The organism is Bradyrhizobium sp. (genome assembly GCF_027307225.1).
GTDB lineage: Bacteria > Pseudomonadota > Alphaproteobacteria > Rhizobiales > Xanthobacteraceae > Bradyrhizobium.
In genome coordinates this window covers 67,479-90,823 of record NZ_DAHUXJ010000078.1, presented here as the reverse complement: position 1 = coordinate 90,823, position 23,345 = coordinate 67,479, and the positions used below count along the sequence as shown (strand labels likewise).

Sequence of the window (23,345 nt, the reverse complement as noted above, 5' to 3'; positions counted from 1 at the left end):
TGCTCCCGATCGGCTACTTTCTTGCTTGCGAACCGGATTGTTAAAGCAAAGCGATAGCCCGCCGTCCAAAGACGGATGCCCTGAAACGGTTGGGAAAATTTCCCGATTGGTGCGGAGCCTGATGCTTGCAATTGGCAGGGATTGGCGATGTTGTTAGAGCATGATCCGGAAAAGTGTGTAGCGGTTTTCCGAAAAGATCATGCTCGGATAATAACCGCGTTCCACACTATAGTGGGAGGTCGCATGCGTCTGGTCCTGCAACTCGTCGCCCGTCTGCTCGTGGTCGTGATGCTGTGCCTTGGAGCCGCCACCGTCTGGGCCACTATCGACGCCTATCGCAGCGTCGATCGCGCCACAGAGGCTTCCGCCGAGCGCGTCTCTCAAGCCCTCCGGGGGCTGTACTGGCATGAGCTCATGTTGCACGGCAGCAGAATGCGCGAGCATCTGCTCCCAGTGCCGGAATGGCGCACCATCGAGACCATGAAACTGATCTCGCCGGGAGTCTGCGTCCGCTTTGAGCCGGCCACTGCCTTCGAGAAGCCGCTGTGCGGCCAGGACAAGGGATTGGGAACCTCGCCACCGGCCTGGTTCGCCAGCACGGCTCAGACGCTGCTCGGCCGCCACGCAGCGGTGGCCAAGCCGATCAGCGCCCGCGCGACTACTTTTGGCACCGTATCGGCGGCGCCCGATCCCGACGCCTCGATCCGGCTCGCCTGGCAACACATCCTCGACAATATCGGCGTCGCTCTGCTGATGGCCGCGGCGATTGCTGTCCTGGCCTCGCTCGCCATCGCGCATACGCTGGCGCCGGCACAGTCGATCGTGGCCGCACTCAAGCGCATGGCACACGGCGAGTACCGGACGTCGCTGCCCCGCTTCCGCTCCATGGAGTTCGCGATGATCGGGCAGGCCGTCGGCGACCTCGGCGAGCGGCTGGCGAAGGCCATGGAAGAGCGCGCCACCTTGACGCGACGCTTGCTCGAGATCCGCAACGACGAGCGGCGCACGCTGGCGCGCGAGCTGCATGACGAATTCGGCCAGAACCTCACCGCCATTCTCGCCTTCGCCAACGCGATCGAGGCGACCGGCACTGAGGCCAAGGACGGTGCCGTCGCGCAGGACGCACGGATGATCTCGAAAGCTGCGCTGGCGATCATGGCGTGCCTGCGTGGCACCCTCAACCGGTTGCGTCATCCGCTGGCGGAGGAACTCGGGCTGGAAGCGAGCCTCATCAGCCTGGTCGACAACTGGCGCTCGCAGCATGAGGCACGGCCGATGATCCAGCTCGACCTCAAGGGCGATCTTGCCGATATCAGCGGCACGGTGGCCGCCACCGCTTATCGCGTCGCGCAGGAATGCCTGACCAATGCGCTCCGACACACCTCGGCGCGCGAAATCCTGCTGCGGATCGAGCGGCGCAGCGGGTCTGAGAATGCGCTCCTGATCCGCGTCGAGGACGATGGCGGGGGTGATGCCATCAGTATTGCGAAAGCTTCGGGCTTCGGGCTCACAGGCATCCGTGAGCGGCTGGCTGCGCTCGGCGGCACAGTGTCGGTTGCGCGCGCGACGCGGGGCTTGAGCATCGACGCGACCATTCCGCTAGCCGCCTGACGGATGATGTCCGCCTCGCCCAACGGCATTTCCATCCTGCTGGTCGACGACCATCCGATCGTACGCCAGGGTTACCGGCGTGTACTGGAAACCCAGAGCGACTTCCAGGTCGTCGCCGAAGCCGACAATGCGGTGAGCGCCTATAGCGCCTTCAAGGCCCACTCGCCCGATATCGTCGTGATGGACATCTCGATGCCCGGCGCGAGCGGACTGGAAGCGATCAGGAATATCCGCGCGCGGGACGCGCACGCGCACATCCTCGTCTTCAGCATGCATAGCGAAGCACCGCTGGTGAAAGCGGCCTTCAATGCCGGCGCCGGCGGTTATGTCACCAAGAGCAGCGAGCCCGCGGTACTGATCCGCGCGATCCGCTCCGTCGCGCGTGGCCAGCGGGCCATGAGCGACGACGTCGCGCAGGTGCTGGCGTTGGAGAGTCTTGCGCCTTCAGGCTCCGCGCTTGATCAGCTTGCCGAACGCGAGATCGAGATCCTGCGGCAAATCGCGGCCGGCGCTACCAAGGAAGAGGTCGCGCAAAACCTCAATCTCAGCCTGAAGACGGTTCAAAACTATCACTACATGATCAAGGCCAAGACCGGCCTCAAGACTGACGCCCAGCTCGTGCGTCTGGCCGCCGATTGTGGCCTGATGGGACCGTAAGCGGCCCCGTTACTGGCTTAGCGCTTGCGCGGGGCTTCGATGCCCCTCAGGACCAGCGCGATGACCGCGTCGATCCGCGCCGGCAACTGCGGATCGTTCCACTCGTCGGCGTGGGCGGGATGATGGAAGCGCGTGACGGCGTCGAAGATCGACTGCGCGGTCACCTTGACGTCGACAATCTGGAACGCGCCCTGTTTGACGCCATCGGACAGGATCAGCTCGAGCTGGTCGGTCAGGCAAGCGCGGTGTCCCTTCACCGTCTTGCAGGCTTCGCGCGCCAGCGTCAGGTAGGTTGCAAACATCTCGGGGTCTTCGAGACAGCGTTTCTGTTTGGCCGAGAACAGGGCGCGAAGCCATTTGTCGAACTTGGCGGGCGCCGGGCCCGTGCCCTCGGCGATCCTGCGGAGCGGCGTTGAGACGCGCTCAAGCCACCGTTGGGCGACAGCCTCGCGGAGCGAAGCCTTGCTCGGGAAATGGCGATAGACGCTGCCGTGGCTCACATCGAGCGCACGCGCAACGTCCACAACGGTGGCTTTGGCGAGGCCAAAACGGCGCAGAACGTCTTCGGTGACCTCCAGAATGCGTTCGGGGGTCAAAACCACGTTCTCGTTCATCGGCGCACCTCCTGTTGGCGTCAGCCTGTCCCTATATCTGGCCGGTAATTTCGGCTCTTAGCGGGCAAACCTCTCGGCCTGTTCGGCCAGATGGCGGGCGATCCGCTGGTTGAGCCAGCGCTGGATCTGGGCGGTTAGGTGTAAAATTTCGAATGTCATGGCGAAGTCCTCGTAACTTGCCCCGGCTTGCCGCTGTTAACGGCCCGGCCGGGGGACCCTGGATAAGGCGTCACGGCCAATATAGGACTTCTCGCTAACAGATTTCAATATCTGTCAGTCAATATTATGTGATTGAAAGCTGTCCGGACGCTTCCATGGGGAAAAGCGGCGCGCCTTCGGAGCCTCGTTTGTCACCCCTCACCCGCTCTGCTAAAGCCCGGTAATCCCCTCGAAAAACCTCTGAGCCACCCAATGATCCCCCGCTACACCCGCCCGGAAATGGCAGCCATCTGGGAGCCCCAGACCCGCTTCAAGATCTGGTTCGAGATCGAGGCGCATGCCGCTGACGCACTGGCAGAATTGGGGGTCATTCCCAGGGAGGCGGCAAAGACCATCTGGGCCAAAGCGAAGAATGCGACCTTCGACGTGGCGCGGATCGACGAGATCGAGCGGGAGACCAAGCACGACGTCATCGCCTTTCTCACCCACCTCGCCGAAATCGTCGGCCCCGAAGCGCGCTTCGTCCACCAGGGCATGACGTCATCGGACGTGCTCGACACCTGCCTCAACGTGCAGCTGACTCGCGCCGCCGACCTTCTGGTCATCGGCATCGACAAGGTGCTCGCCGCTCTGAAGAAGCGCGCCTTTGAGCACAAGATGACGCCGACCATCGGCCGCTCGCACGGCATCCATGCCGAGCCTGTGACATTCGGGCTGAAACTCGCTTACGCCTATGCCGAATTTTCGCGCGCCCGCGAACGGCTACTCGCCGCGCGCCACGAAGTTGCGACCTGCGCGATTTCGGGCGCAGTCGGCACCTTTGCCCAGATCGATCCGCGCGTGGAGGAGCACGTTGCGAAAGCGATGGGCCTGCGGCCGGAGCCCATCTCCACGCAGGTAATCCCGCGTGACCGCCACGCGATGTATTTTGCCACGCTCGGCGTCATCGCCTCTTCGGTCGAGCGTCTGGCCATCGAAATCCGCCATCTGCAGCGCACCGAAGTGCTGGAGGCCGAAGAGTTCTTCTCCGAGGGCCAGAAGGGCTCCTCGGCGATGCCGCACAAGCGAAATCCGGTGCTGTCGGAGAATCTCTCAGGCCTCTCGCGGATGGTGCGCGCCTATGTGACGCCGGCGCTGGAAAACGTCGTGCTCTGGCATGAGCGCGACATCTCGCACTCTTCTGCCGAGCGCATGATCGGACCCGATGCGACGGTGACGCTCGACTTCGCGCTCAACCGCCTCGCCGGACTCGTCGAGAAGCTGCTGGTCTACCCGGAAAACATGCAGAAGAATCTCGATCGCCTCGGCGGCCTCGTGCATTCGCAGAGGGTATTGATCGCGTTGACGCAAAAGGGTGCGAGCAGAGAGGACGCCTACAAGCTCGTGCAGCGCAACGCGATGCCGGTCTGGCGCGGCGAAGGCGACTTCCAGACGCTTCTGAAGAACGACACCGGCGTCAAAAAATATCTGACGGATGCCGAGATCGAGGAGCAATTCGACCTCGGCTATCACCTCAAGCACGTCGACACGATCTTCAAGCGCGTGTTCGGCAAAGCCTGAACTCGTGACTACATTAAATCATGACTGGCCGTGCCCGATTTAGCGGCACTTTCTTAAAACCGCTGCAAAGCGATAGTTATCCCTCCAGCCCCCCGCTCGCAAAAACAACTGAAAGGTAACCACGGATCAGCTACGATAATTTTTTCATGAAACAGCGCCCGACCATTCTTGTTTTCGATTCCGGCCTTGGCGGCCTGACGGTGTTGCGCGAGGTCGTGCGGGCACGCCCTGACGCACGATATCTATACGTCGCTGATGACGCATTTTTTCCATACGGCCATCACAGCGAGGACGAAATCATCGACCGCGTGGTGCCCCTGATCGGCGATCTGATTTCAAAGCATCACCCCGATCTCGTCGTGATCGCCTGTAACACAATGTCCGTCTCGGTCATGGCCCATTTGCGCTCCGCCTACGCGGGGCCCTTTGTCGGGACCGTCCCCGCGATCAAGCCGGCCTGCGCCAGTTCAAAGACCAAGCGGGTTTCCGTGCTCGGCACCAAAGCCACGGTGAAACGCGAATATACCCAAGCCTTGATCCGCGATTTCGCGCAGGGCTGTGAGGTGACGCTGGTGGGCTCGGCGGAACTGGCGGCGCTGGCTGAAACGGCGCTAAGCGGCGGCGCAGTCAGCGATGAGGAAATCCTGGCCGAGTTTATGCCGTGTTTCGTCGGTGCCGGCGCTGATGCTTCAAAGCGAACAGATACGATTGTGCTCGCCTGCACCCATTATCCGTTGTTGCTGGACCGGCTGAACAAACTGGCGCCCTGGCCGGTCGACTGGATCGACCCGGCGCCGGCCATCGCAAGGCGGGTGACCAGCCTGCTTCCCAAGGCCCTTGGCACGCCGGACGAGGTCGAGGCCAAAATGATTTTTACCTCGGGGCGGCCGCACCGGCTTAATGCGGCGCTGACGCCCTTCTTCGGCGGCCGCGTCCCGGCCTAAGCCACGTTTCTTATATTTCCATATATGTTTCATATGTTTATCGACGGTTCATCTCACGGTCGATAAAGTCGCGCCCGAAAACCTCACCACCAAAGGCAACTGAGCTGAACGATGCGTGGGACGACGCGAAAAATATCACTGCTGCGCATCTTCATCGTCGACCTCATGCACGCGTCGATGCGTGTGCCCTTTATCACGCTGTCGCGCTCGCTTGATATCGCTCCTCTGATGGCCGCGCGCGCCAAGGCTGCTTCCGCACCCGGCTGGGCGGCGATGTTCGTCAAGGCATTTGCGATCGTCGCGAAAGACGAGCCGGTGCTGCGCACGCTCTATGTCAAATTGCCCTGGCCGCATTTCTTCGAGCTGCCACGCAGCATCGCCATGGTCGCGGTGGCGCGGGTCGAAGATGGCGAAGAATGCATTCTACCGGAGAAGGTCGCCTCGCCCGAGGAGCAGCCGCTGGCTGATATCGACGCAGCGATCCGGCGTGCGAAGAATGCGCCGATCGACCAAATCCCCTCCTTCCGCAAGATCCTGGTGGCGAGCCGCCTGCCGCTGCTGTTGCGCCGCCTGAGCTGGACCATTGGGCTTAATGTCGGGCGCATGCGCGCCAACAACTTCGGAAGTTTCGGGGTGACCTCCGTGTCGGCCTTCGGCACCGGCGAGCTTCATGCGCTCAGCACAGGTCCGTTCCTGCTGAGTTATGGCGTGGCCGGGCCGGACAACAAGATCGACGTCGTCCTGCGCTGGGATCACCGGGTTACCGACGCCGCTGTTATCGCGCGGGTGCTGAGCCGGCTGGAACAGGTGCTGAATACCGAGATTTCGGCCGAAATCCTGGCATAAACTGCCCAAACGCGGCGCCATTTGCGTTGACAGTTCGGCCGTTTCTGCCCTAGAAACCGCCTTGCTCGCGGGCCGGCTTCGGCCCGCGAAGCGTTTCGCGACCCGTGGTCCGCCCCTTCAAGCTTTAGGGCTCGGACCTGTCGGCATCCCGGGGAAATCCCGGCTGCACAGGAGGGCGCGTCTCCTCAAATCCAACCGTTAAGAGGACGCGATGACAAAGCGCAGTGAGGCTAAATACAAGATCGACCGCCGTATGGGCCAGAATATCTGGGGCCGCCCCAAGAGCCCCGTGAACCGCCGGGAATACGGCCCCGGTCAGCATGGCCAGCGCCGCAAGGGCAAGCTGTCAGATTTCGGCGTGCAGCTGCGTGCCAAGCAGAAGCTGAAGGGCTATTACGCCAACATCAGCGAACGCCAGTTCCACGGTGTCTACGTCGAGGCCGGTCGGATGAAGGGCGACACCGGCGAGAACCTGATCGGCCTGCTCGAGCGCCGTCTCGACAGCGTCGTGTTCCGCGCCAAGTTCGTCGCCACGATGTTTGCCGCCCGCCAGTTCATCAATCACGGCCATGTCAAGGTGAACGGCCGCAAGGTCAATGTCTCGAGCTACAAGCTAAAGGTCGGAGATCTCGTCGAGGTCAAGGAATCCTCCAAGCAACTGACGCACGTCCTTGAAGCGAACCAGCTTCCCGAGCGCGACGTGCCCGATTATCTGGAAGTTGATCACGGCAAGATGACCGCGAAATTCGTCCGTATCCCCGCTTTGGCGGACGTGCCGTTCGCGGTGCAGATGGAGCCGCATCTGATCGTCGAATTCTATTCGCGCTGATGTGATTTTGCATATGACGTGAGATCAAGGCCCCGGTTTCGCCGGGGCCTTTTGTTTCGGTAAGATGACTTTGTAAAACAAAGTCATTCCGGGGCGCGAGCGAAGCGAGCGAGCCCGGAATCTCGAGATTCCGGGTCTGGTCCATTGGACCATCCCGGAATGACCATGCTGAGAGACATCATCCCATGACCTACTACACCCCCGCCCGCCGCGATCTCAAGGCGCCGCCCGTCCGCATCAACCTGCTGTCAGACACCCAGACCCGACCCACACCGGGAATGCGCGAAGCGATGGCGCGCGCTGAAGTCGGCGACGAGCAGGTCGGCGACGATCCTTCCGCCAACCTGCTCTGCGATCGCGTTGCCGAGCTGATGGGGAAAGAGGCCGCGGTCTTTCTGCCCTCCGGCACCATGTGCAATGTGACGGCAACGCTGGTGCACTGCCGCCCGGGCGATGAAATCCTGGCGCAGTTCTCCGCCCACATCATCGCGCGCGAAGGCGGCGCCCATGCCGCGCTTGGCGGATTCCAGATCACGCCGCTACACGGCGCGGACGGCAAGTTTACGCCCGACACCTTCCGCGCCGCGCTTCATCCGCGCACGCGCTACCAGCCGCCGCAGACGCTGGTCAGTGCCGAGCAGACCGCCAATATCGGCGGCGGGACAATCTGGAAAAAGGCCGATCTCGACGAGGTCGTGAAGATCGCGAAAGCCAACGGACTTGCCACCCATATGGACGGCGCGCGGCTGTTGAACGCCACCGTCGCGACCGGCATCAGTGCGCGCGACATGACCGCCGGCTGGGATTCGGCCTGGATCGACTTTTCCAAGGGTCTCGGCGCGCCGATTGGCGCGGTCATCGCCGGCACACGTGATTTCATCGACGAGGTCTGGCGCTGGAAGCAGCGCCTGGGCGGTTCGATGCGCCAGTCCGGCATCTGCGCCGCCGCCTGCACCTACGCGCTCGACCATCACGTCGACCGGTTGGCGGAAGATCACGCCAATGCGCGCACTTTGGCGCGGGGACTATCGCAAATCCAGGGCATCGAAGTGCAGGAGCCCGAAACCAACCTTGTTTTCTTCAAGCCGGACGGCGCGGGCATCAGCGCCGCCGACATGGTCGCCGCCTTGAACAAGCGTGGTGTGCAGATAGCCGTGATGGACGGCCGCATCCGCGCCTGCACCCATCTCGACGTCACGGCTGCCCAGATCGAGGAAATGATCGGCCACGTCCGCGAGATCGCGCGGGTGGTTTAAGGCGTTACTTTTCCAACGCCTGATAGATCAGCTTCTTCAATTCGATCTGAATACGCTGGCGTTGCGAAAGCGACTGCATCATGCAGACTGCAAACAGGTCATCCTTGGGATCGACGAAGAAGAACGTGCCGCCGGCGCCGTCCCAGCGATATTCTCCCGTCGGCAGCAGCGGATCCTGAACCACTCGAACGGCAAAGCCGAGCCCAAAGCCGCTGTCGCCGCTCGGAAAGTAATAGTAGTCGCGCGCGATCCCGGATTGCGGCGGCACGAGATCTGACGTCATCAGATTGACCGTCTCGGGTTTGAGATACCGTCTGCCGTCGAGCGTCCCGCCATTCAGCAGCATCTGCGCGAAGCGCGCGTAATCGGCTGCCGTCCCGACCATCCCTCCCCCGCCCGATTGCCAGCGGCGCCGCCGAACCGGATCGCCGAGTCCTTTGATCGTGCTCAACGCGATATCGCCGGGTAGCGGCTCCGCGATGCGCGAGCGTTTAGAATCGTCGACCTTGAAAGCCGTATCAGGCATGCCGAGGGGATCAAGCAGCCGCTCCTTGTCGAATTCATAAAGCGATTTTCCGGAGATGACCTCGATGACGCGGCCGAGGATGTCGGTCGAATGCCCATAATCCCACAACGTGCCGGGCTGCTCGGCGAGAGGCAGCTTCGCGATCCGTTCGGCAAGCTGTGCGTTATCGACATCGCCAGCGTACAGCCGAGCGGCACCATAGAGTTTCCGAACGGCGCTATCGCCATAAAACCCGTAAGTGATGCCGGAGGTCTGGCGCAGAAGGTCCAGGATTTTGATCGGGCGCGCCAGCGGCTCGGTCGCCAACTCAACCTTGCCGTTCGCGTCACGCTTCTCGACGGCCACCTTCGTGTCGGCGAAAGCGGGAATGAACTTCGACAGGGGATCGTCGAGCGACATCTTGCCGTCATCGACCAGCATCATGGCGGCGACCGACGTGACCGGCTTCGACATCGAATAAAGCCGAAAGATCGCATCCTTTGTCATCGGACGCCGGGTCTCGACGTCCTTCACGCCGAAGGTTTCGAACAGAACCTGCCGGCCATGCTGCTGAATTAAAAGCACGGCGCCTGGAATCTTGCCGGTCGCAACCTCGTTGGTCAGGTAGTCGCGGACATGCGCGAGGCCGTCCTGCGAAAATCGGCGAGAAGCGGTAAGCGGAGTTTCCGCCGACGCGATGCTGCCCGCGGTCGCGACCAGCAAAAGCACGAGCGCCGCGAAATGAAAACGCAGAGCGCCGATGCCTCGAAATGTCATGATCTACCCGCTGCCTGCCGCCTTGGGCAAAAGTGTAGCGGCCGTTTCAATCGGCACAAGGCTCGCCGAAACCAGCCAAGGCCACTTCGTGCAGGCGCCCACTCTCACGCGAGAAGCAGCAGAAGATCACGCGTCGCAACGATGGCGCCGACTTCACGGCGTCGACCGTGGTCGAAACCGCGATCCGGGCCGCACGATCGGCGGGAAATCGATAGACGCCGGTAGAAATCGCCGGAACGGCAACCGATGTGAGCTTATTTTCAGCGCAAAGCGCAATGGCGCGGGCATAACAGGAGGCGAGCAATTCGTCCTCGCCACGGTTGCCGCCATTCCACACCGGCCCGACCGCATGGATCACATGCTTCGCGGCCAGCCGATAAGCTTTGGTGATTTTGGCATCGCCGGTCGCGCAGCCGCCGAGTGTTCGGCATTCATCCAGCAACTGGGGCCCCGCGCCCCGGTGGATAGCACCATCGACGCCACCGCCGCCAAGCAGCGACGTGTTGGCGGCGTTGACGATGGCATCGACGCGTAATGTCGTGATGTCGGCGACGAGGACTTCGAGCCGCAAGCCGCCGATTTGGCGCATCAGGCGGCGGTGGAAACCGGTACGCCCTTGTCGGTAAAGAGCTGCTGCAATTCGCCGGCCTGGAACATCTCGCGGATGATGTCGCAGCCACCGACGAATTCGCCCTTCACATAGAGCTGGGGAATGGTTGGCCAGTTCGAGTAGGTCTTGATGCCGTTACGAAGGTCAGCGGACTCCAGCACGTTGAGGCCTTTGTAGCCGACCCCGATGTGGTCGAGGATCTGCACGACTTGGCCAGAGAATCCACACTGCGGAAACTGTGGCGTGCCCTTCATGAACAGCACCACGTCGTTCGACTTCACTTCGTTGTCGATGAATTGCTCGATGCTCATATTCTCTTCCTCTTGGGCGGGTGAAACGCCCACTCCGATCGGGCTTTCCGGCATCACGCCTGATAGCCCCGCGACTCCCATATATGTAACCCAAACGATTGTGCACCCAAAGCAATTTGGCGGTCGGACCTGCCATGCCGGGACGGTTTCCCCGGACCTTCGGGCAGCGGGGGTCAGGTAAGGCGCGCCGATGGTCCGTATTTCTCCGGGGTCGGAGGCTTTTTTCCCAGATAGGAACCCCTATCTAGGACGGGCTGTTCTCGAGGAACGCCCCTTCGAGGCCGACGTTCTCCTTATTGCGACCCCGGAGACCCCAGTGACGAAGCCCGTATCCGCCATTGCCGCCTCTCGCCCGTCGTTGTTTTCCAAAGAATCAGGCCTCGCCGATGACCTCACCGAGGCCTTTCTTGCAGTGCGAAACGAGACAGAACGCCGCGCTGCGCCGTTGAGCCCCGAGGACCAGCTGATTCAGTCCATGCCGGATGCGAGCCCCACCAAATGGCATCGCGCACATACCACGTGGTTTTTCGAGCAGTTTCTGCTCGGCGAGCATAGTCCGGGCTACCAGTCCTACCATCCCGACTACGCCTTCCTGTTCAATTCCTATTACGTCAGCGCCGGACCGCGCCATGCCCGTGGCCGCCGTGGCGATCTGACCAGGCCAAGCGCCGATGAAGTCACCGCCTATCGGCGCCATGTCGATGCGGCAGTGGTGAGATTTCTTCATGAAGCGGATGACAAAAAGCTGGCCGAAATCTCGCCGCTGATGGAGGTCGGCCTCAATCACGAGCAACAACACCAGGAGTTGATGTTCACCGACATCCTGCATGCCTTTGCGCAGAATCCGATTTACCCGGCCTATGACCCGTCATGGCGCTTCCCCGCCGCGAGCGGCGCGGGCGACGACTGGATCGACCTCAACGAGGGCATCCACAGCATTGGCCATGCCGGCGACAGCTTTCATTTCGACAATGAAAAGCCGGCCCATCGCGCGCTGGTGGGGCCGGTGCGGCTCTCGCGCCACCTCATCACCAACGCGGAATGGATCGCCTTCATGGCGGATGGCGGCTACACGACGCCAACGCTCTGGCTGATGGATGGCTTTGCCGCCGCAACCAACGAGCAGTGGCAGGCGCCCGGCCATTGGCGTGAGATCGACGGCAAGTGGCACGTCATGACGCTGGCCGGATTACAGCCGGTCGATCCCGCCGCTCCGGTCTGTCACGTCAGCTATTACGAGGCCGACGCGTTTGCGCGCTGGCGCGGCAAGCATCTGCCGACCGAAACGGAATGGGAAGTTGCGGGCCGCGCGGGCCTTCTCAACGACGCCTTCGACATTGTCTGGCAGTGGACCCGCAGCTCCTATTCGCCTTACCCCGGTTATCGCGCCATCGAGGGCACGCTCGGCGAATACAACGGCAAGTTCATGGTCAACCAACTGGTGCTGCGCGGCTCATCGCTGGCGACGCCGGACGGTCATAGCCGTGTCACCTATCGCAACTTCTTTTATCCGCACCACCGCTGGCAGTTCACGGGCCTGAGGCTCGCGGACTACGCTACCTAGTGCTCCGATTCCGAAGTTCGTATCATATTGCGGCTCCACGTTTACGAACTTCGGAATCAAAGGAGCACTAGCCAATTATATGATTCTAGTGCGGGTTTGGAATTTGAAGTTCCTATCACGAGGTCACCGCGAAACTGATCGGAACTTCAAATCACCGCACTAGCCTTTCGACTTCAAGCGCGCAAGAAAACCCGCGTCCGGGAGATTGTCATGAATGTGCACGCCACCGCTCTGGCCGAAACGCACCATCTCGATGAGCCGACATCAGCCTTCGCGCGCGATGTGATCGACGATCTGTCGCGGGCGCCGAAGCGGCTGTCGCCGAAATATTTCTACGACGCGACCGGGTCCGAATTGTTCGAGCAGATCACCGTCTTGCCGGAATACTATCCGACACGCACCGAGCTTTCGATCCTGCGCGACCACAGTCGCGCGATCGCAGGGTTCATTCCCGAAGGCGCGGCGCTAGTCGAATTCGGCGCCGGCGCCACCACCAAGGTGCGGCTGCTGCTGGGCGAATGCCGGCTCGGCGCCTATGTTCCCGTCGACATCTCCGGTGACTTCCTGAGCGCACAAGCCAGCGCTTTACGCGCGGATTATCCCGGATTGGGCGTCTACCCCGTCACGGCCGATTTCACGGCGCCGTTCGAACTGCCGGAGGCGGTGCGCGGCATGCCGAAGGTTGGCTTCTTCCCGGGCTCGACGCTGGGCAATTTCGAGCCCGGCGAGGCCTGCACCTTTCTGAAGGGGGCCCGCACGATTCTCGGCAAAAACGCGCGCATGATTCTCGGCGTCGATCTCGAAAAGGATGAACGAACGCTGTACGACGCCTATAACGATACGGCAGGCGTGACCGCGCGCTTCAATCTCAATGTGCTCCATCGGATCAACCGCGAGCTCGGGGGCGATTTCGATGTCGGCGCATTCATTCATCGCGCGATCTACAATCGCGACCGCCATCGCATCGAGATGCATCTGATCAGCAAGAAAGCTTTGACCTGCGAGGTGCTCGGCCAGAAATTCTCGTTCCGGCCCGGCGAGAGCATTCACACCGAGAACAGCTACAAGTATTCGATCGAGCGCTTTGCCCTGCTCGCCCGGGTCTCGGGCTGGAGGCTGACCGAGACCTGGACGGATCGAAACGGGATGTTTTCGGTTCACGCGCTGGTGGCTTCGGACTGAGCTCTAAGGCGCGGCCTGCTCCGGCCGCGCCTCAGCAGCCCTCGACCGCAATGAGAGCGATTCCCAGATTGCGACGATCACCATCACGAGCGTTGTCGCAATCGACAGTACGAGCGGCGACAGTTCGTTGCCGAACCAACCCAGCGCGCCGAGCGCGATGATGCCGACGCCGTGGGACAATTGAAGCCAGCCGCGAATGGCGTGCTTGAACAGGATCGTGCCGACCAGGAACAGCATGGGGCCGCCGACCGCGCTCACCACCACCCTCACATCGGAATGGCCGGCAGGATGTAGCAGCACGACGTCGTCGGCGACGGCAGACAGAATGATGCCGGCGACGATCGGCAGATGCAGGTAGGTATAGGCGAGCCGCGCCAGCCGTCCGGGCTCACTTGAATTCGAGATCAGTTCGGAGCCGGCCTCCGCGCCCTTGTGGAAATAAAGCCACCACATTGCCAATGCGGCCACGAACGACGACAGGAATGCGGCGATCACCTCAGAGGTCCATTTCAGATCGGCAAGTGTCGCGCCGGTGACGACGATGGATTCACCGAGCGCGATGATGATGAAGCCGGCGCAGCGCTCGGCCAGATGGCCGCCTTCGATGTACCAGTCCGCCACCGACGATGCGCCGTACTTGGGAATCCAGAACCGCACTGCCGGCGACACGTACTCGATCGCGAGCGCCACCGCCCACAACACAAGCCGCGTCTGCCCTTCCGTTACGCCGCCTGCGATCCAGAAGATCGCTGAAATCGACAGCCAGACCAGAATGCGGATAGCGTTCATGCGCGCCGCCGTGCGCTGCCGCGGCGTCGATAACAGCCAGAAGATGGTGCGGCCGACCTGCATCACGGCATAGGCGATCGCAAACCATAGCCCGCGCGAATCGAAGGCCAGCGGAATGGAGGTGGAAAGCACGAGGCCGCCCAGCATCAACAGGAACAGGAGGATGCGGATCGGCGTGAGTTCAGGGTTGAGCCAGTTGGTGATCCAGGAGGTGTAGACCCAGACCCACCACACACTGAGCATCAGCAAGGTGGTCTGTATGGCGCCGAGCGGAGTGAAATGCGCGAGCAGGGTGTGAGACACCTGCGTCACCGCGAACACGAACACGAGGTCGAACAGCAGTTCGGCGTAGGTGACCCGGCTGTGCTGGTTCGGCACAATGGGACGAAACAGCGGCCCGCGCTCGGTGCCCGACGGTATCACGTCCGCTCAGCCTCAACGTCGTTTGCGCAAATTCCCCCGCCGACAGACCGGACTATTCCGGCACGCCGGTCTGCAGGGCGAGCGCGTGGAGCACGCCACCCATCTGGCCCCTCAGCGATTGGTAGACGATCTGGTGCTGCTGGACGCGCGACTTGCCGCGAAACGACTCCGAAATGACAGTGGCCGCGTAATGATCGCCATCACCGGCGAGATCCCGGATCGTCACGCTGGCATCAGGAATCGCAGCCTTGATCATCGACTCGATATCGCGGGCGTCCATCGGCATCCCAGATTTCTCCCTCTCCTCGGAGCGCGGCCTGCTTCGGCCTTCGCCAATTTAGCGCGAATGGCCTTCTGGGTCACGCCTTCTCGCACTATATTCGATCAACGATCACAGCAAGGCCTGGCCATTTGTGCGGGCTGAAAGGCGGAGAACCATGAAATTACCGGGCCCCGACCATCCGATCACGATCTCGGCAAACCCGCGCCGCGTGCGCGTCACCGCGGGCGGCGTCGTGATCGCCGAGACGAGCAATGCACTGTCGCTGAAGGAAGCAAGCTATCCCGCGGTGAACTACGTGCCGCGCAAGGACGCCAATATGGGGCTTCTCAAGCGCAGCGAACGGGTGACGCACTGCCCCTATAAAGGGGACGCGAGTTACTTCAGCATCGAGGCCGACGGAAAGACCATCGCAGACGCCATCTGGACGTACGAGACTCCGTTTCCAGCCATGGAACAAATCTCGGGTCACCTTGCCTTCTATCCCGACAAGGTGAAGATCGAGGAAGTGCCGTAGGCCCCGAACAGGGCCGGCGCCGCTAAGCCCGAAAGATCGTGAGACCCAGGATCAAAAGGATCAGGAAAATCACGACGAATATATAGAACAGAAACCGGGCGACGTCGGCCGATGCCGCCGATATGCCCGTGAAGCCAAGAATACCGGCGATCACGGATATCACGAAGAAGATCAGCGCCCACTTCAAAAGCGTCATGGGATTCCTCCACCGTCAGCCGCCCGGCTGGCGGTCTCGCCGGTCTAACTTCGGGCCTTTCACCAAAGTTCCTTCGGGAAGCGGGCACTGCAGCCACAGAACCCCGTTCGATTTTCAGAAAACCTGGCATGTCCCGGTTGGGGCCTTGAAGCCCTGCGCCAACCTTCTTTCATGGGGGTTTTGTGCTGCACCGCCCCCTTGTTGAATCGATTGATCCGAATCAACATCTGCGCGATCTGGCACCGGGGTGCGCGGATGGTGGTTATTGTCAGTTCAGTGGCGGAGGGCAAAAGGACCGCGCCGGTTACGGGCGCGCGGAACGCCGCCTTCGACCGCGCCCGTAGTTTCATCATCCTGCTGGTACTGATCCACCACTCGGTCATTCCCTACACCTATTACGGCCACACCGACCGTCAGTCGTTTCTGCTTTTCGATGCGGTCGTGACTTTCAACGACAGCTTCTTCATGGCTGCGATGTTTCTGCTGTCGGGGCTGTTCACCTGGTCCAGCCTGCAACGCAAGGGGGTAAGCGATTTTCTGCGGGGACGCTGGTTGCGTCTCGGCCTGCCGTTTGCGATCGGCGCCGGGATGCTGATGCCATCAGCCTATTACGCGGTCGAGCTTCGCCACTCGGGCCCGGGCGCAGGCTTCATCGCGTTCTGGTGGAAAACGGTGACGGTCGGACCGTGGGAGAGCGGCCCGATCTGGTTCCTGGGCGTATTGCTAGCCTTCGACATGCTGGCGGCCGCGGTCTATCTCGTCGCGCCTGGCATTGTCGAAGCCCTCGGACGCGTGTCGACCGCGAAACTGGAACATCCGACTTACGCCTTCTGCATGTTTCTCGCCGCGTCGGTCGTCGTCTACGTACCCCTCGATCATCATTACGGGATCGCACAATGGTTCACGCTGGGGCCGCTTGCGGTCCAGTCGGACCGGGCTCTCCTCTACCTGCTTTATTTCTTCGTCGGCGTCGGCATCGGCGCGGTCCACGGTGATCGCAGCCTTCTATCCCCTGATGGCGCGCTGGCGCGGCGATGGCCGCTATGGCTTGCGGCCACCATCGTGACCTATGCCGCACTTATCGGGCTTATCTTTTACAAGCGCGAATTCCTGCCCGACCCCAACAATCCGCCGCAGGGGTGGGACAACGTGCATGCCTTCCTTTTCGCGAGCTTCAGCGCGGCGCAAACGGTCAATCTGCTCGCGCTGTTTCTGAGATTCGACAATAGCGGCTCGAGCATCCTCGATCCGCTGCGCGAAAGCTCATTCGGGATTTTCCTGATCCACTATGTCCCGGTGCTCTGGCTGCAATACCTGCTATTCGGCTTCACGCTGACGCCGATACCGCAAGTGACCGCGATCCTGAAAGCGCTGCTCGTGTTTGTGCTGGCGCTTGCGATCAGTTGGGGTGCGACGCTCGCCTTGCGCCGGATTCCCGGCGTGAAGCACGTGCTGTAGATTTAAGCTTGGCCCGCCATATAGGCCGGAAGCCACGCTTCGAAATCATCCTTCAGCGAGGCCACCGACACTGCTTCTTCGCCGGCAATGAGGATCGCGTCGCCACCGGTGGTGCCGATCCGAACGCAGGGCACGCGCGCGCCCTTCATCTTCGCCAGCACCAGGCCCGCCTGATCGGCCGGGAGCGTCACGATATAGCGCGCCTGGTCCTCACCGAACCAGAACGCATGCGGCACGATCGACGCTGGCGCGGCCAATAGCTGCGCGCCGATACCGCTTGCCATCGCCATCTCGGCCAGCGCGATCAACAAACCGCCGTCGGACAGGTCGTGCACCGCGGTCGCCGTGCCGGCGTGGATCATGCCGCGCACGGCGTCGCCATTGCGCTTTTCGGCCGAAAGGTCGACCGGCGGCGGGGCGCCGTCTTCGCGGCCGCAGACCTCGCGCAAGTAGACGGACTGGCCAAGCCAGCCTTGGGTTTCGCCGATCAGAAGAATTGCCTCACCCCCGGTCTTGAAGGCGAGCGTGGCTGACTTGGTGAAATCATCGAGCACACCGACGCCGCCGATCGAGGGCGTCGGCAGGATGCCGCGGCCGTTAGTCTCGTTGTAGAGCGAGACATTGCCGGACACGACCGGGAAGTCGAGCGCGCGGCAGGCTTCGGATATGCCTTTAAGACAACCGACGAACTGACCCATGATTTCGGGCCGTTCCGGATTGCCGAAATTCAGATTGTCGGTGATCGCGAGCGGCCGTCCGCCGACGGCGGTGATGTTGCGCCAGGCCTCGGCGACCGCCTGCTTGCCGCCTTGGATCGGATCGGCCTCGCAATAGCGTGGCGTGACGTCGACAGCGAGGGCAAGGCCCTTGGGTCCGTCCTGCACACGCACCACCGCGGCATCGCCGCCGGGTCGCTGCACGGTATTGCCGAGAATGACGTGGTCGTACTGCTCCCAGACCCAGCGCTTCGAGCAGAGTTCGGGCGTCGCGATCAGCTTCGCGAGTGCCTGCGCGATGCCCATGGGCGGCTTCACCTCGCGCGCAGCAATCACCGGCTTTGCGGACTGCGCCACATGCGGCCGGTCGTAAAGCGGCGCTTCGTCGCCGAGTTCCTTGATCGGCAGGTCGGCCATGATGTCGCCGCCGTGCTTCACGCGAAAACGCTTCGTCGGCGTGGTGTAGCCGACCACGGCGAAATCGAGCCCCCATTTGCGGAAGATCGCCTCGGCCTCTTTTTCCTTTTCTGGCTTGAGCACCATGAGCATGCGCTCCTGGCTTTCCGAGAGCATCATCTCATAGGCGCTCATGCCGGTTTCGCGCGTCGGCACCGCATCGAGATCAAGGTCGACGCCGAGATCGCCCTTGGCGCCCATCTCGACCGCCGAACAGGTGAGCCCCGCCGCGCCCATGTCCTGGATCGCGATCACGCAATCCGCCGCCATGATTTCGAGGCAGGCTTCCAGCAACAGCTTTTCGGCAAAGGGATCGCCAACCTGCACGGTCGGGCGCTTCTCGGCGGAGTCGTCGTCGAATTCGGCTGACGCCATCGACGCGCCGTGAATGCCGTCGCGCCCCGTCTTGGAGCCGAGATAGACGATCGGCATGTTCACGCCGGAGGCGGCCGCGTAGAAAATCTTGTCAGTGTCGGCGAGGCCGACTGCCATCGCGTTGACGAGAATGTTGCCGTCGTAGCGGGTGTGGAAACGCACCTGCCCGCCGACCGTCGGCACGCCGAACGAATTGCCATAGCCGCCGACGCCGGCGACCACGCCAGACACCAGATGGCGCGTCTTCGGATGCTCAGGCGCGCCAAACGATAGCGCGTTGAGGCAGGCAATGGGCCGCGCGCCCATGGTGAAGACGTCGCGCAGGATACCGCCCACGCCGGTGGTCGCGCCCTGATAAGGCTCGATGTAGCTTGGGTGATTGTGGCTCTCCATCTTGAACACCACGGCCTGGCCATCGCCGATATCGATGACACCGGCGTTCTCGCCCGGCCCCTGGATCACCCAAGGCGCCTTGGTCGGCAGGCCCCGCAGATGGATGCGCGAAGATTTATACGAACAATGCTCGTTCCACATCGCCGAGAAGATGCCGAGTTCGGTGAAGGTCGGCACACGGCCGATCAATTTCAGGATGCGCTCATACTCGTCCGGCTTGAGGCCGTGCGCAGCGATGAGTTCGGGCGTGATGTGCGGTTCGTTGGTAGCCATCGGACGATCAGGCCGCCCGATTCAAATGATGAGCGACGAGACCGGCAAACAGGCCGCGGCCGTCAGTGCAGCCCATGATGTCTTCGACATGGTTTTCCGGATGCGGCATCATGCCGAGCACGTTCCCGCGTTCGTTGACGACGCCCGCGATCGAATGCGCCGCGCCGTTGATGTTGGCAGGCTCGTCGATGGCGCCATCTTCGGAGCAATACCGATAGAGCACCCGCCCCTCGCCTTCGAGCCGCTTCAGCGTCTCTTCATCGGCCTCGTAATTGCCTTCGCCATGGGCGACCGGCACGCGAATGACCTGCCCGGCATTGTAGCCGCGGGTAAACGGCGAATCCGAACGCTCGACGCGCAGGTGCACGTCCTTGCAGATGAACTTCAGCCGCGCGTTGCGCATCAACACGCCCGGCAACAGGCCTGCCTCGCAGAGGATCTGAAAGCCGTTGCAGACGCCGAGCACAAGGCCGCCACTGGCGGCGAAGTCGCGCACGGCGTCCATCACAGGCGCACGCGCCGCAATCGCGCCGCAGCGCAGATAATCGCCATAGGAAAAGCCGCCCGGCACCACCACAAGGTCGGTGCCTTTGGGCAGCGAAGTCTCGGCGTGCCAGACCATCGCGGTTTCGTTTCCGGAGGCGAGCTTCAGGGCGCGCGCCATATCGCGCTCGCGATTGATTCCGGGAAAGACGAGAACGGCGGATTTCATGCTCAGAAGAACCTGCTTCCTTCCCCTCTCCCCTTGTGGGAAAGGGTGGTCCGAAATGCCGTCTACGGCAATGAGGACCGGGTGAGGGGTTTGCTTTAAGACGAAACGTGCGAACCCCTCACCCGGCTCGCTCCGCTCGCCACCCTCTCCCACAAGGGGCTAAGGCGTGCACACATCTTTTAATCGACGATCGCCAAGTAAGAAAACGCGAATCTTATCAATGGTCCCTGCACGACGGACATAAAGGCGCTTCCAAAACCAAGGATCATCTAAGTCTCTGTATTTGAGTCGCTTTTCATGATGTGTGCACGCCTTAGCCCACAAGGGGAGAGGGAGAAGATCTAACTCAAAACTTCGACGCGGTAATTCTCGATCACGGTGTTGGCGAGAAGCTTGTCAGCGGCTTCTTTCAAGACAGCTTCCGCCTTCGCCTTGTCGCCACCGGCGAGCTCGATGTCGAACACCTTGCCCTGGCGGACGCTGGCGACGCCATCGACGCCGAGCGATTTCAGCGCACCTTCGATGGCCTTGCCTTGCGGATCGAGAATGCCCGACTTCAACGTGACAGTGACGCGCGCCTTCACGAGATTTCCCTTATCCCTTCACCAGCACGGGGCCTGATCCCGCCGGCCGCTCGTTCTCCATCAGGATGCCCAGGCGCTTGGCCACTTCCGTATACGCCTCGAGCAGACCGCCGAGATCCCGGCGGAAGCGATCCTTGTCGAGCTTCTCGTTCGACTTGATATCCCACAGCCGGCACGAATCCGGGGAGATCTCGTCGGCCACGATGATCCGCATCATCTCGTTCTCGAACAAACGGCCGCATTCCATCTTGAAATCGACCAGACGGATTCCGATGCCGAGAAACAGCCCGGTGAGGAAATCATTGACGCGAATGGCCAGCGCCATGATGTCGTCGATCTCCTGCGGCGTGGCCCAGCCGAACGCCGTGATGTGCTCCTCGGAGACCATGGGGTCGTTGAGCTGGTCGTTCTTGTAATAGAATTCGATGATCGAGCGCGGCAGCTGGGTACCTTCCTCGATGCCGAGCCGCTGCGACAGCGATCCGGCCGCGACGTTCCGCACCACCACCTCCAGCGGCACGATCTCCACCTCACGAATGAGCTGCTCGCGCATGTTGAGACGGCGGATGAAATGGGTCGGCACCCCGATGTCGTTGAGGTGCTGAAACAGGTACTCCGAAATCCGGTTGTTGAGGACGCCCTTGCCCTCGATCACCTGATGCTTCTGTTTGTTGAACGCGGTCGCATCGTCCTTGAAGTGCTGGATCAGCGTTCCCGGCTCCGGCCCTTCATAAAGGACCTTGGCCTTGCCTTCATAGATGCGGCGTCGACGGCTCATTGGGATGTACCGTGTGTTGTTGAAATCCATGAATTTGGGTGCTCCGGATGCCAAGAAGGGGACGACCCACGACGGAGCTGCCGTGAAGGCCAGGGACAAAGAAACAGAACGAGAACCAAGCCTAGAATCGAACCTATCCGATTGGTCTTTCCAGTACAATCCGATGCGGCCCTCGGAGGGGCCAGTTTTACCGTGTTTAAGCCGCGGCTTTGCGGCACGTGACCTTCTGAATTCACAGTATTATTTAGGCATGCGGCCTTCCCGCCGCAATGAGGCCGAAACGGCCGTACGCGGAGGAACTTTTGCCATGACCACCTTCGACAAGCGCGAGGAAGGCTTTGAGAAGAAATTCGCCATCGACGAGGAACTGAAGTTCAAGGCGGAAGCCCGCCGCAACCGCCTGCTCGGCCTGTGGGCCGCCGGGAAACTGGGCCTCGCGGGCGATGCAGCCACGGCTTACGCCCGTGAGGCGGTCGCGGGCGCCTTTGCGGAAGGTGGCGAGAGGGCCGTCATCGCCAGGGTCACCAGCGATCTGGCGGCGAAGGGCGTCACCGAGGACGCCGTCCGCGCGCAAATGATCGAACTGCTGGCACAGGCCATCGTTCAGGTGAAGGCGGGCGTGTAAGCGCTCCTTATCCGCTATTCGTCCCTCTACCCCTCGTTGGCGGCCTGCGGCCTGGTCAGCTTCATCTGGCCAAGGATGGCGCCGACAATGAGCACCTCTGCCTGATTTCGGAATCCAAAAGAAAAAGGCGCGCCGTTAGATCGGCAAAAGCCGCTGGAGCCGCTCAAGTTCGGCCTCCAGATCGCGTTCGACGTCGGCGACCGCGATATCGAGCACCTGATAGTCGCGCTCCTCAAGCCAACTCCGCCGCTCAGCACGGTCCTTCATGATGACCTCGGTTTCCTGCGGATTGGTCAGCTCGATTGCGATGCGGTGCACGAACGAGACAAAGTCGGGGATCTGGCGGCCCACCGGTGTCTGCCGCTTGAACTGGCCGGCAAAACGGCGGTCGCGCGTCAGCGCCTGCCACAGGATGCGCTCGGCATCGGTCGGATTGCGCCGTAACAGGCGCGCCAGCCCCCGCACGGTGCCACTGCCATCGGAAACGGCGCCGCCCTGCCCCTGCTCGGCCAGCAGCGCGCGCAGCCGCGTCGCCTGCTCCCCATCGAGCACGCCGCCTTTGGCCGGGCCTTTGCGTCCCTCCGCAATCGCCATCACCACGCCGTGCAGCGTATGCATGTCCTGCTTGGTCGGCTCCATCCTTGTGAAGATGTTGCGCAGGTTGACGAGCATGGTGTCGCGCTTCTCGGCGGGCCGCAAAAACTCGACCTTGTCGAGTTCGCGCACGAGATTGTCGAAGAAGGCCTGCATCTGATGCTGCGACGCCGGCTCGGAGCGCTCGGGCATCGCAAACGGCAAGGAGCCTGCGGTCGACAGTTTGAACCATTCATAACCGACCAGCAGCACCGCCTGCGCCAAATTGAGCGAGGCAAAGCCTGGATTCACCGGGAAGGTGATGATGCGGTTGGAAAGCCCGACCTCCTCGTTGGTGAGCCCCCAGCGCTCGCGGCCGAAGAGAATACCAACCGTGCCGCTGGCGTTGATCTGGCCGACCATCTCGGCGGCCGCCGCTTCCGGCCCGACCACCGGCTTGGCCTGATCGTGGGCGCGGGCGGTGGTCGCAAACAACAGCGAACAATCGGCCACAGCCGCTTCAACCGTCTCGAACAGTTCGGCGCTGCCCAGGATGTGGTCGGCGCCGGCCGCGGCGCGTTGCGCGGCAACGTTCGGCCAGCCGTCACGCGGATTGACGATGCGAAGCCGATCAAGCGCGAAATTACCCATCGCGCGCGCAGCCATGCCGATATTCTCGCCGAGCTGCGGCTCGACCAGAATGACGACGGGGCCGGCAAGCTCGAGGCCCGCCTTGGTTTTATCGGTGCCGGACATCAACGCTTCTTTTCAA

The 23,345-nt window shown here is 62.0% G+C and carries 24 protein-coding genes; 12 read left to right on the top strand and 12 right to left on the bottom strand.

The window, feature by feature from the left end:
- Positions 1–243 precede the first annotated feature (243 nt).
- Complete coding sequence (locus tag M6D32_RS13710) at positions 244–1,611, top strand: histidine kinase (RefSeq protein WP_298256973.1); 1,368 nt, start codon at positions 244–246, stop codon at positions 1,609–1,611.
- Between the two features lie 6 nt (positions 1,612–1,617).
- Positions 1,618–2,268 (top strand): response regulator transcription factor, encoded by a 651-nt coding sequence (locus M6D32_RS13705; protein WP_298256971.1) that lies wholly within the window; start codon positions 1,618–1,620, stop codon positions 2,266–2,268.
- A 17-nt stretch (positions 2,269–2,285) separates the two neighbouring features.
- Here the strand turns inward: M6D32_RS13705 and M6D32_RS13700 are convergent, their stop codons facing one another.
- Positions 2,286–2,882, bottom strand: coding sequence for a TetR family transcriptional regulator (locus M6D32_RS13700; RefSeq protein WP_298256969.1), 597 nt, complete (start codon positions 2,880–2,882; stop codon positions 2,286–2,288).
- 411 nt (positions 2,883–3,293) lie between these two features.
- On the opposite strand from M6D32_RS13700, the gene purB reads away from it, so the two are divergent.
- From purB to M6D32_RS13675, 5 genes are all read left to right on the top strand, one after another.
- On the top strand, positions 3,294–4,601 hold the full coding sequence (gene purB / locus M6D32_RS13695; protein ID WP_298256967.1) for an adenylosuccinate lyase: 1,308 nt from the start codon (positions 3,294–3,296) through the stop codon (positions 4,599–4,601).
- A 146-nt stretch (positions 4,602–4,747) separates the two neighbouring features.
- Positions 4,748–5,545 (top strand): glutamate racemase, encoded by a 798-nt coding sequence (murI, locus tag M6D32_RS13690; RefSeq protein WP_298256965.1) that lies wholly within the window; start codon positions 4,748–4,750, stop codon positions 5,543–5,545.
- A gap of 111 nt (positions 5,546–5,656) precedes the next feature.
- Positions 5,657–6,391 carry an acyltransferase gene (locus M6D32_RS13685; RefSeq protein ID WP_298256963.1) on the top strand — a complete coding sequence of 245 codons (735 nt, stop codon included), beginning with the start codon at positions 5,657–5,659 and terminating at the stop codon, positions 6,389–6,391.
- 211 nt (positions 6,392–6,602) lie between these two features.
- Positions 6,603–7,220: a 30S ribosomal protein S4 gene (rpsD, locus tag M6D32_RS13680; protein ID WP_298256961.1), complete on the top strand. Its 618-nt coding sequence runs from the start codon at positions 6,603–6,605 to the stop codon at positions 7,218–7,220.
- Between the two features lie 185 nt (positions 7,221–7,405).
- Complete coding sequence (locus M6D32_RS13675; RefSeq protein ID WP_298256959.1) at positions 7,406–8,476, top strand: threonine aldolase family protein; 1,071 nt, start codon at positions 7,406–7,408, stop codon at positions 8,474–8,476.
- Between the two features lie 4 nt (positions 8,477–8,480).
- On the opposite strand, the gene M6D32_RS13670 is transcribed toward M6D32_RS13675, so the two are convergent.
- Genes M6D32_RS13670 through grxD form a run of 3 tightly spaced genes read right to left on the bottom strand, consistent with a single transcriptional unit; the run spans position 8,481 to position 10,679 of the window.
- Positions 8,481–9,758 (bottom strand): serine hydrolase domain-containing protein, encoded by a 1,278-nt coding sequence (locus tag M6D32_RS13670; RefSeq protein ID WP_298256957.1) that lies wholly within the window; start codon positions 9,756–9,758, stop codon positions 8,481–8,483.
- Between the two features lie 46 nt (positions 9,759–9,804).
- Positions 9,805–10,347 (bottom strand): O-acetyl-ADP-ribose deacetylase, encoded by a 543-nt coding sequence (locus M6D32_RS13665; RefSeq protein WP_298256955.1) that lies wholly within the window; start codon positions 10,345–10,347, stop codon positions 9,805–9,807.
- Positions 10,347–10,679: a Grx4 family monothiol glutaredoxin gene (grxD, locus tag M6D32_RS13660; RefSeq protein ID WP_298256953.1), complete on the bottom strand. Its 333-nt coding sequence runs from the start codon at positions 10,677–10,679 to the stop codon at positions 10,347–10,349. The genes M6D32_RS13665 and grxD overlap by 1 nt, the downstream gene beginning before the upstream one ends.
- A 337-nt stretch (positions 10,680–11,016) precedes the next feature.
- Here grxD and egtB point away from each other — a divergent pair, with 337 nt between their 5' ends.
- On the top strand, positions 11,017–12,243 hold the full coding sequence (gene egtB / locus M6D32_RS13655; protein ID WP_298257070.1) for an ergothioneine biosynthesis protein EgtB: 1,227 nt from the start codon (positions 11,017–11,019) through the stop codon (positions 12,241–12,243).
- A 210-nt stretch (positions 12,244–12,453) separates the two neighbouring features.
- On the top strand, positions 12,454–13,425 hold the full coding sequence (egtD, locus tag M6D32_RS13650) for an L-histidine N(alpha)-methyltransferase (protein ID WP_298256951.1): 972 nt from the start codon (positions 12,454–12,456) through the stop codon (positions 13,423–13,425).
- Positions 13,426–13,428: 3 nt separating this feature from the next.
- On the opposite strand, the gene M6D32_RS13645 is transcribed toward egtD, so the two are convergent.
- Complete coding sequence (locus tag M6D32_RS13645; protein ID WP_298257069.1) at positions 13,429–14,634, bottom strand: low temperature requirement protein A; 1,206 nt, start codon at positions 14,632–14,634, stop codon at positions 13,429–13,431.
- Between the two features lie 55 nt (positions 14,635–14,689).
- On the bottom strand, positions 14,690–14,923 hold the full coding sequence (locus tag M6D32_RS13640; RefSeq protein ID WP_298256949.1) for a BolA family transcriptional regulator: 234 nt from the start codon (positions 14,921–14,923) through the stop codon (positions 14,690–14,692).
- Between the two features lie 151 nt (positions 14,924–15,074).
- Here M6D32_RS13640 and M6D32_RS13635 point away from each other — a divergent pair, with 151 nt between their 5' ends.
- Complete coding sequence (locus M6D32_RS13635) at positions 15,075–15,434, top strand: DUF427 domain-containing protein (RefSeq protein WP_298256947.1); 360 nt, start codon at positions 15,075–15,077, stop codon at positions 15,432–15,434.
- Positions 15,435–15,456: 22 nt separating this feature from the next.
- Here M6D32_RS13635 and M6D32_RS13630 read toward each other — a convergent pair whose 3' ends face one another.
- The gene (locus M6D32_RS13630; protein ID WP_298256945.1) at positions 15,457–15,630 is read right to left on the bottom strand and encodes a DUF1328 domain-containing protein; all 174 of its coding nucleotides are present in this window, start codon (positions 15,628–15,630) and stop codon (positions 15,457–15,459) included.
- Positions 15,631–15,885: 255 nt separating this feature from the next.
- Between M6D32_RS13630 and M6D32_RS13625 the strand changes: the two genes are divergently transcribed.
- Entirely contained in the window at positions 15,886–17,088 is a 1,203-nt protein-coding gene (locus tag M6D32_RS13625; protein ID WP_298256944.1) for an acyltransferase, read from the top strand.
- A 2-nt stretch (positions 17,089–17,090) separates the two neighbouring features.
- On the opposite strand, the gene purL is transcribed toward M6D32_RS13625, so the two are convergent.
- From purL to purC, 4 genes are all read right to left on the bottom strand, one after another.
- On the bottom strand, positions 17,091–19,301 hold the full coding sequence (gene purL, locus M6D32_RS13620; protein ID WP_298256941.1) for a phosphoribosylformylglycinamidine synthase subunit PurL: 2,211 nt from the start codon (positions 19,299–19,301) through the stop codon (positions 17,091–17,093).
- A gap of 7 nt (positions 19,302–19,308) precedes the next feature.
- Positions 19,309–20,013, bottom strand: a complete 705-nt coding sequence (gene purQ / locus M6D32_RS13615) for a phosphoribosylformylglycinamidine synthase subunit PurQ (RefSeq protein WP_298256939.1) — start codon at positions 20,011–20,013, stop codon at positions 19,309–19,311.
- Between the two features lie 341 nt (positions 20,014–20,354).
- Positions 20,355–20,597, bottom strand: coding sequence for a phosphoribosylformylglycinamidine synthase subunit PurS (purS, locus tag M6D32_RS13610; RefSeq protein WP_298256937.1), 243 nt, complete (start codon positions 20,595–20,597; stop codon positions 20,355–20,357).
- A 10-nt stretch (positions 20,598–20,607) separates the two neighbouring features.
- Complete coding sequence (gene purC / locus M6D32_RS13605; protein WP_156898738.1) at positions 20,608–21,375, bottom strand: phosphoribosylaminoimidazolesuccinocarboxamide synthase; 768 nt, start codon at positions 21,373–21,375, stop codon at positions 20,608–20,610.
- Positions 21,376–21,682: 307 nt separating this feature from the next.
- On the opposite strand from purC, the gene M6D32_RS13600 reads away from it, so the two are divergent.
- Complete coding sequence (locus M6D32_RS13600; protein ID WP_298256934.1) at positions 21,683–22,000, top strand: DUF1476 domain-containing protein; 318 nt, start codon at positions 21,683–21,685, stop codon at positions 21,998–22,000.
- 135 nt (positions 22,001–22,135) lie between these two features.
- Here M6D32_RS13600 and M6D32_RS13595 read toward each other — a convergent pair whose 3' ends face one another.
- Positions 22,136–23,329, bottom strand: a complete 1,194-nt coding sequence (locus M6D32_RS13595) for a TrmJ/YjtD family RNA methyltransferase (protein ID WP_298256932.1) — start codon at positions 23,327–23,329, stop codon at positions 22,136–22,138.
- Positions 23,330–23,345 lie beyond the last annotated feature (16 nt).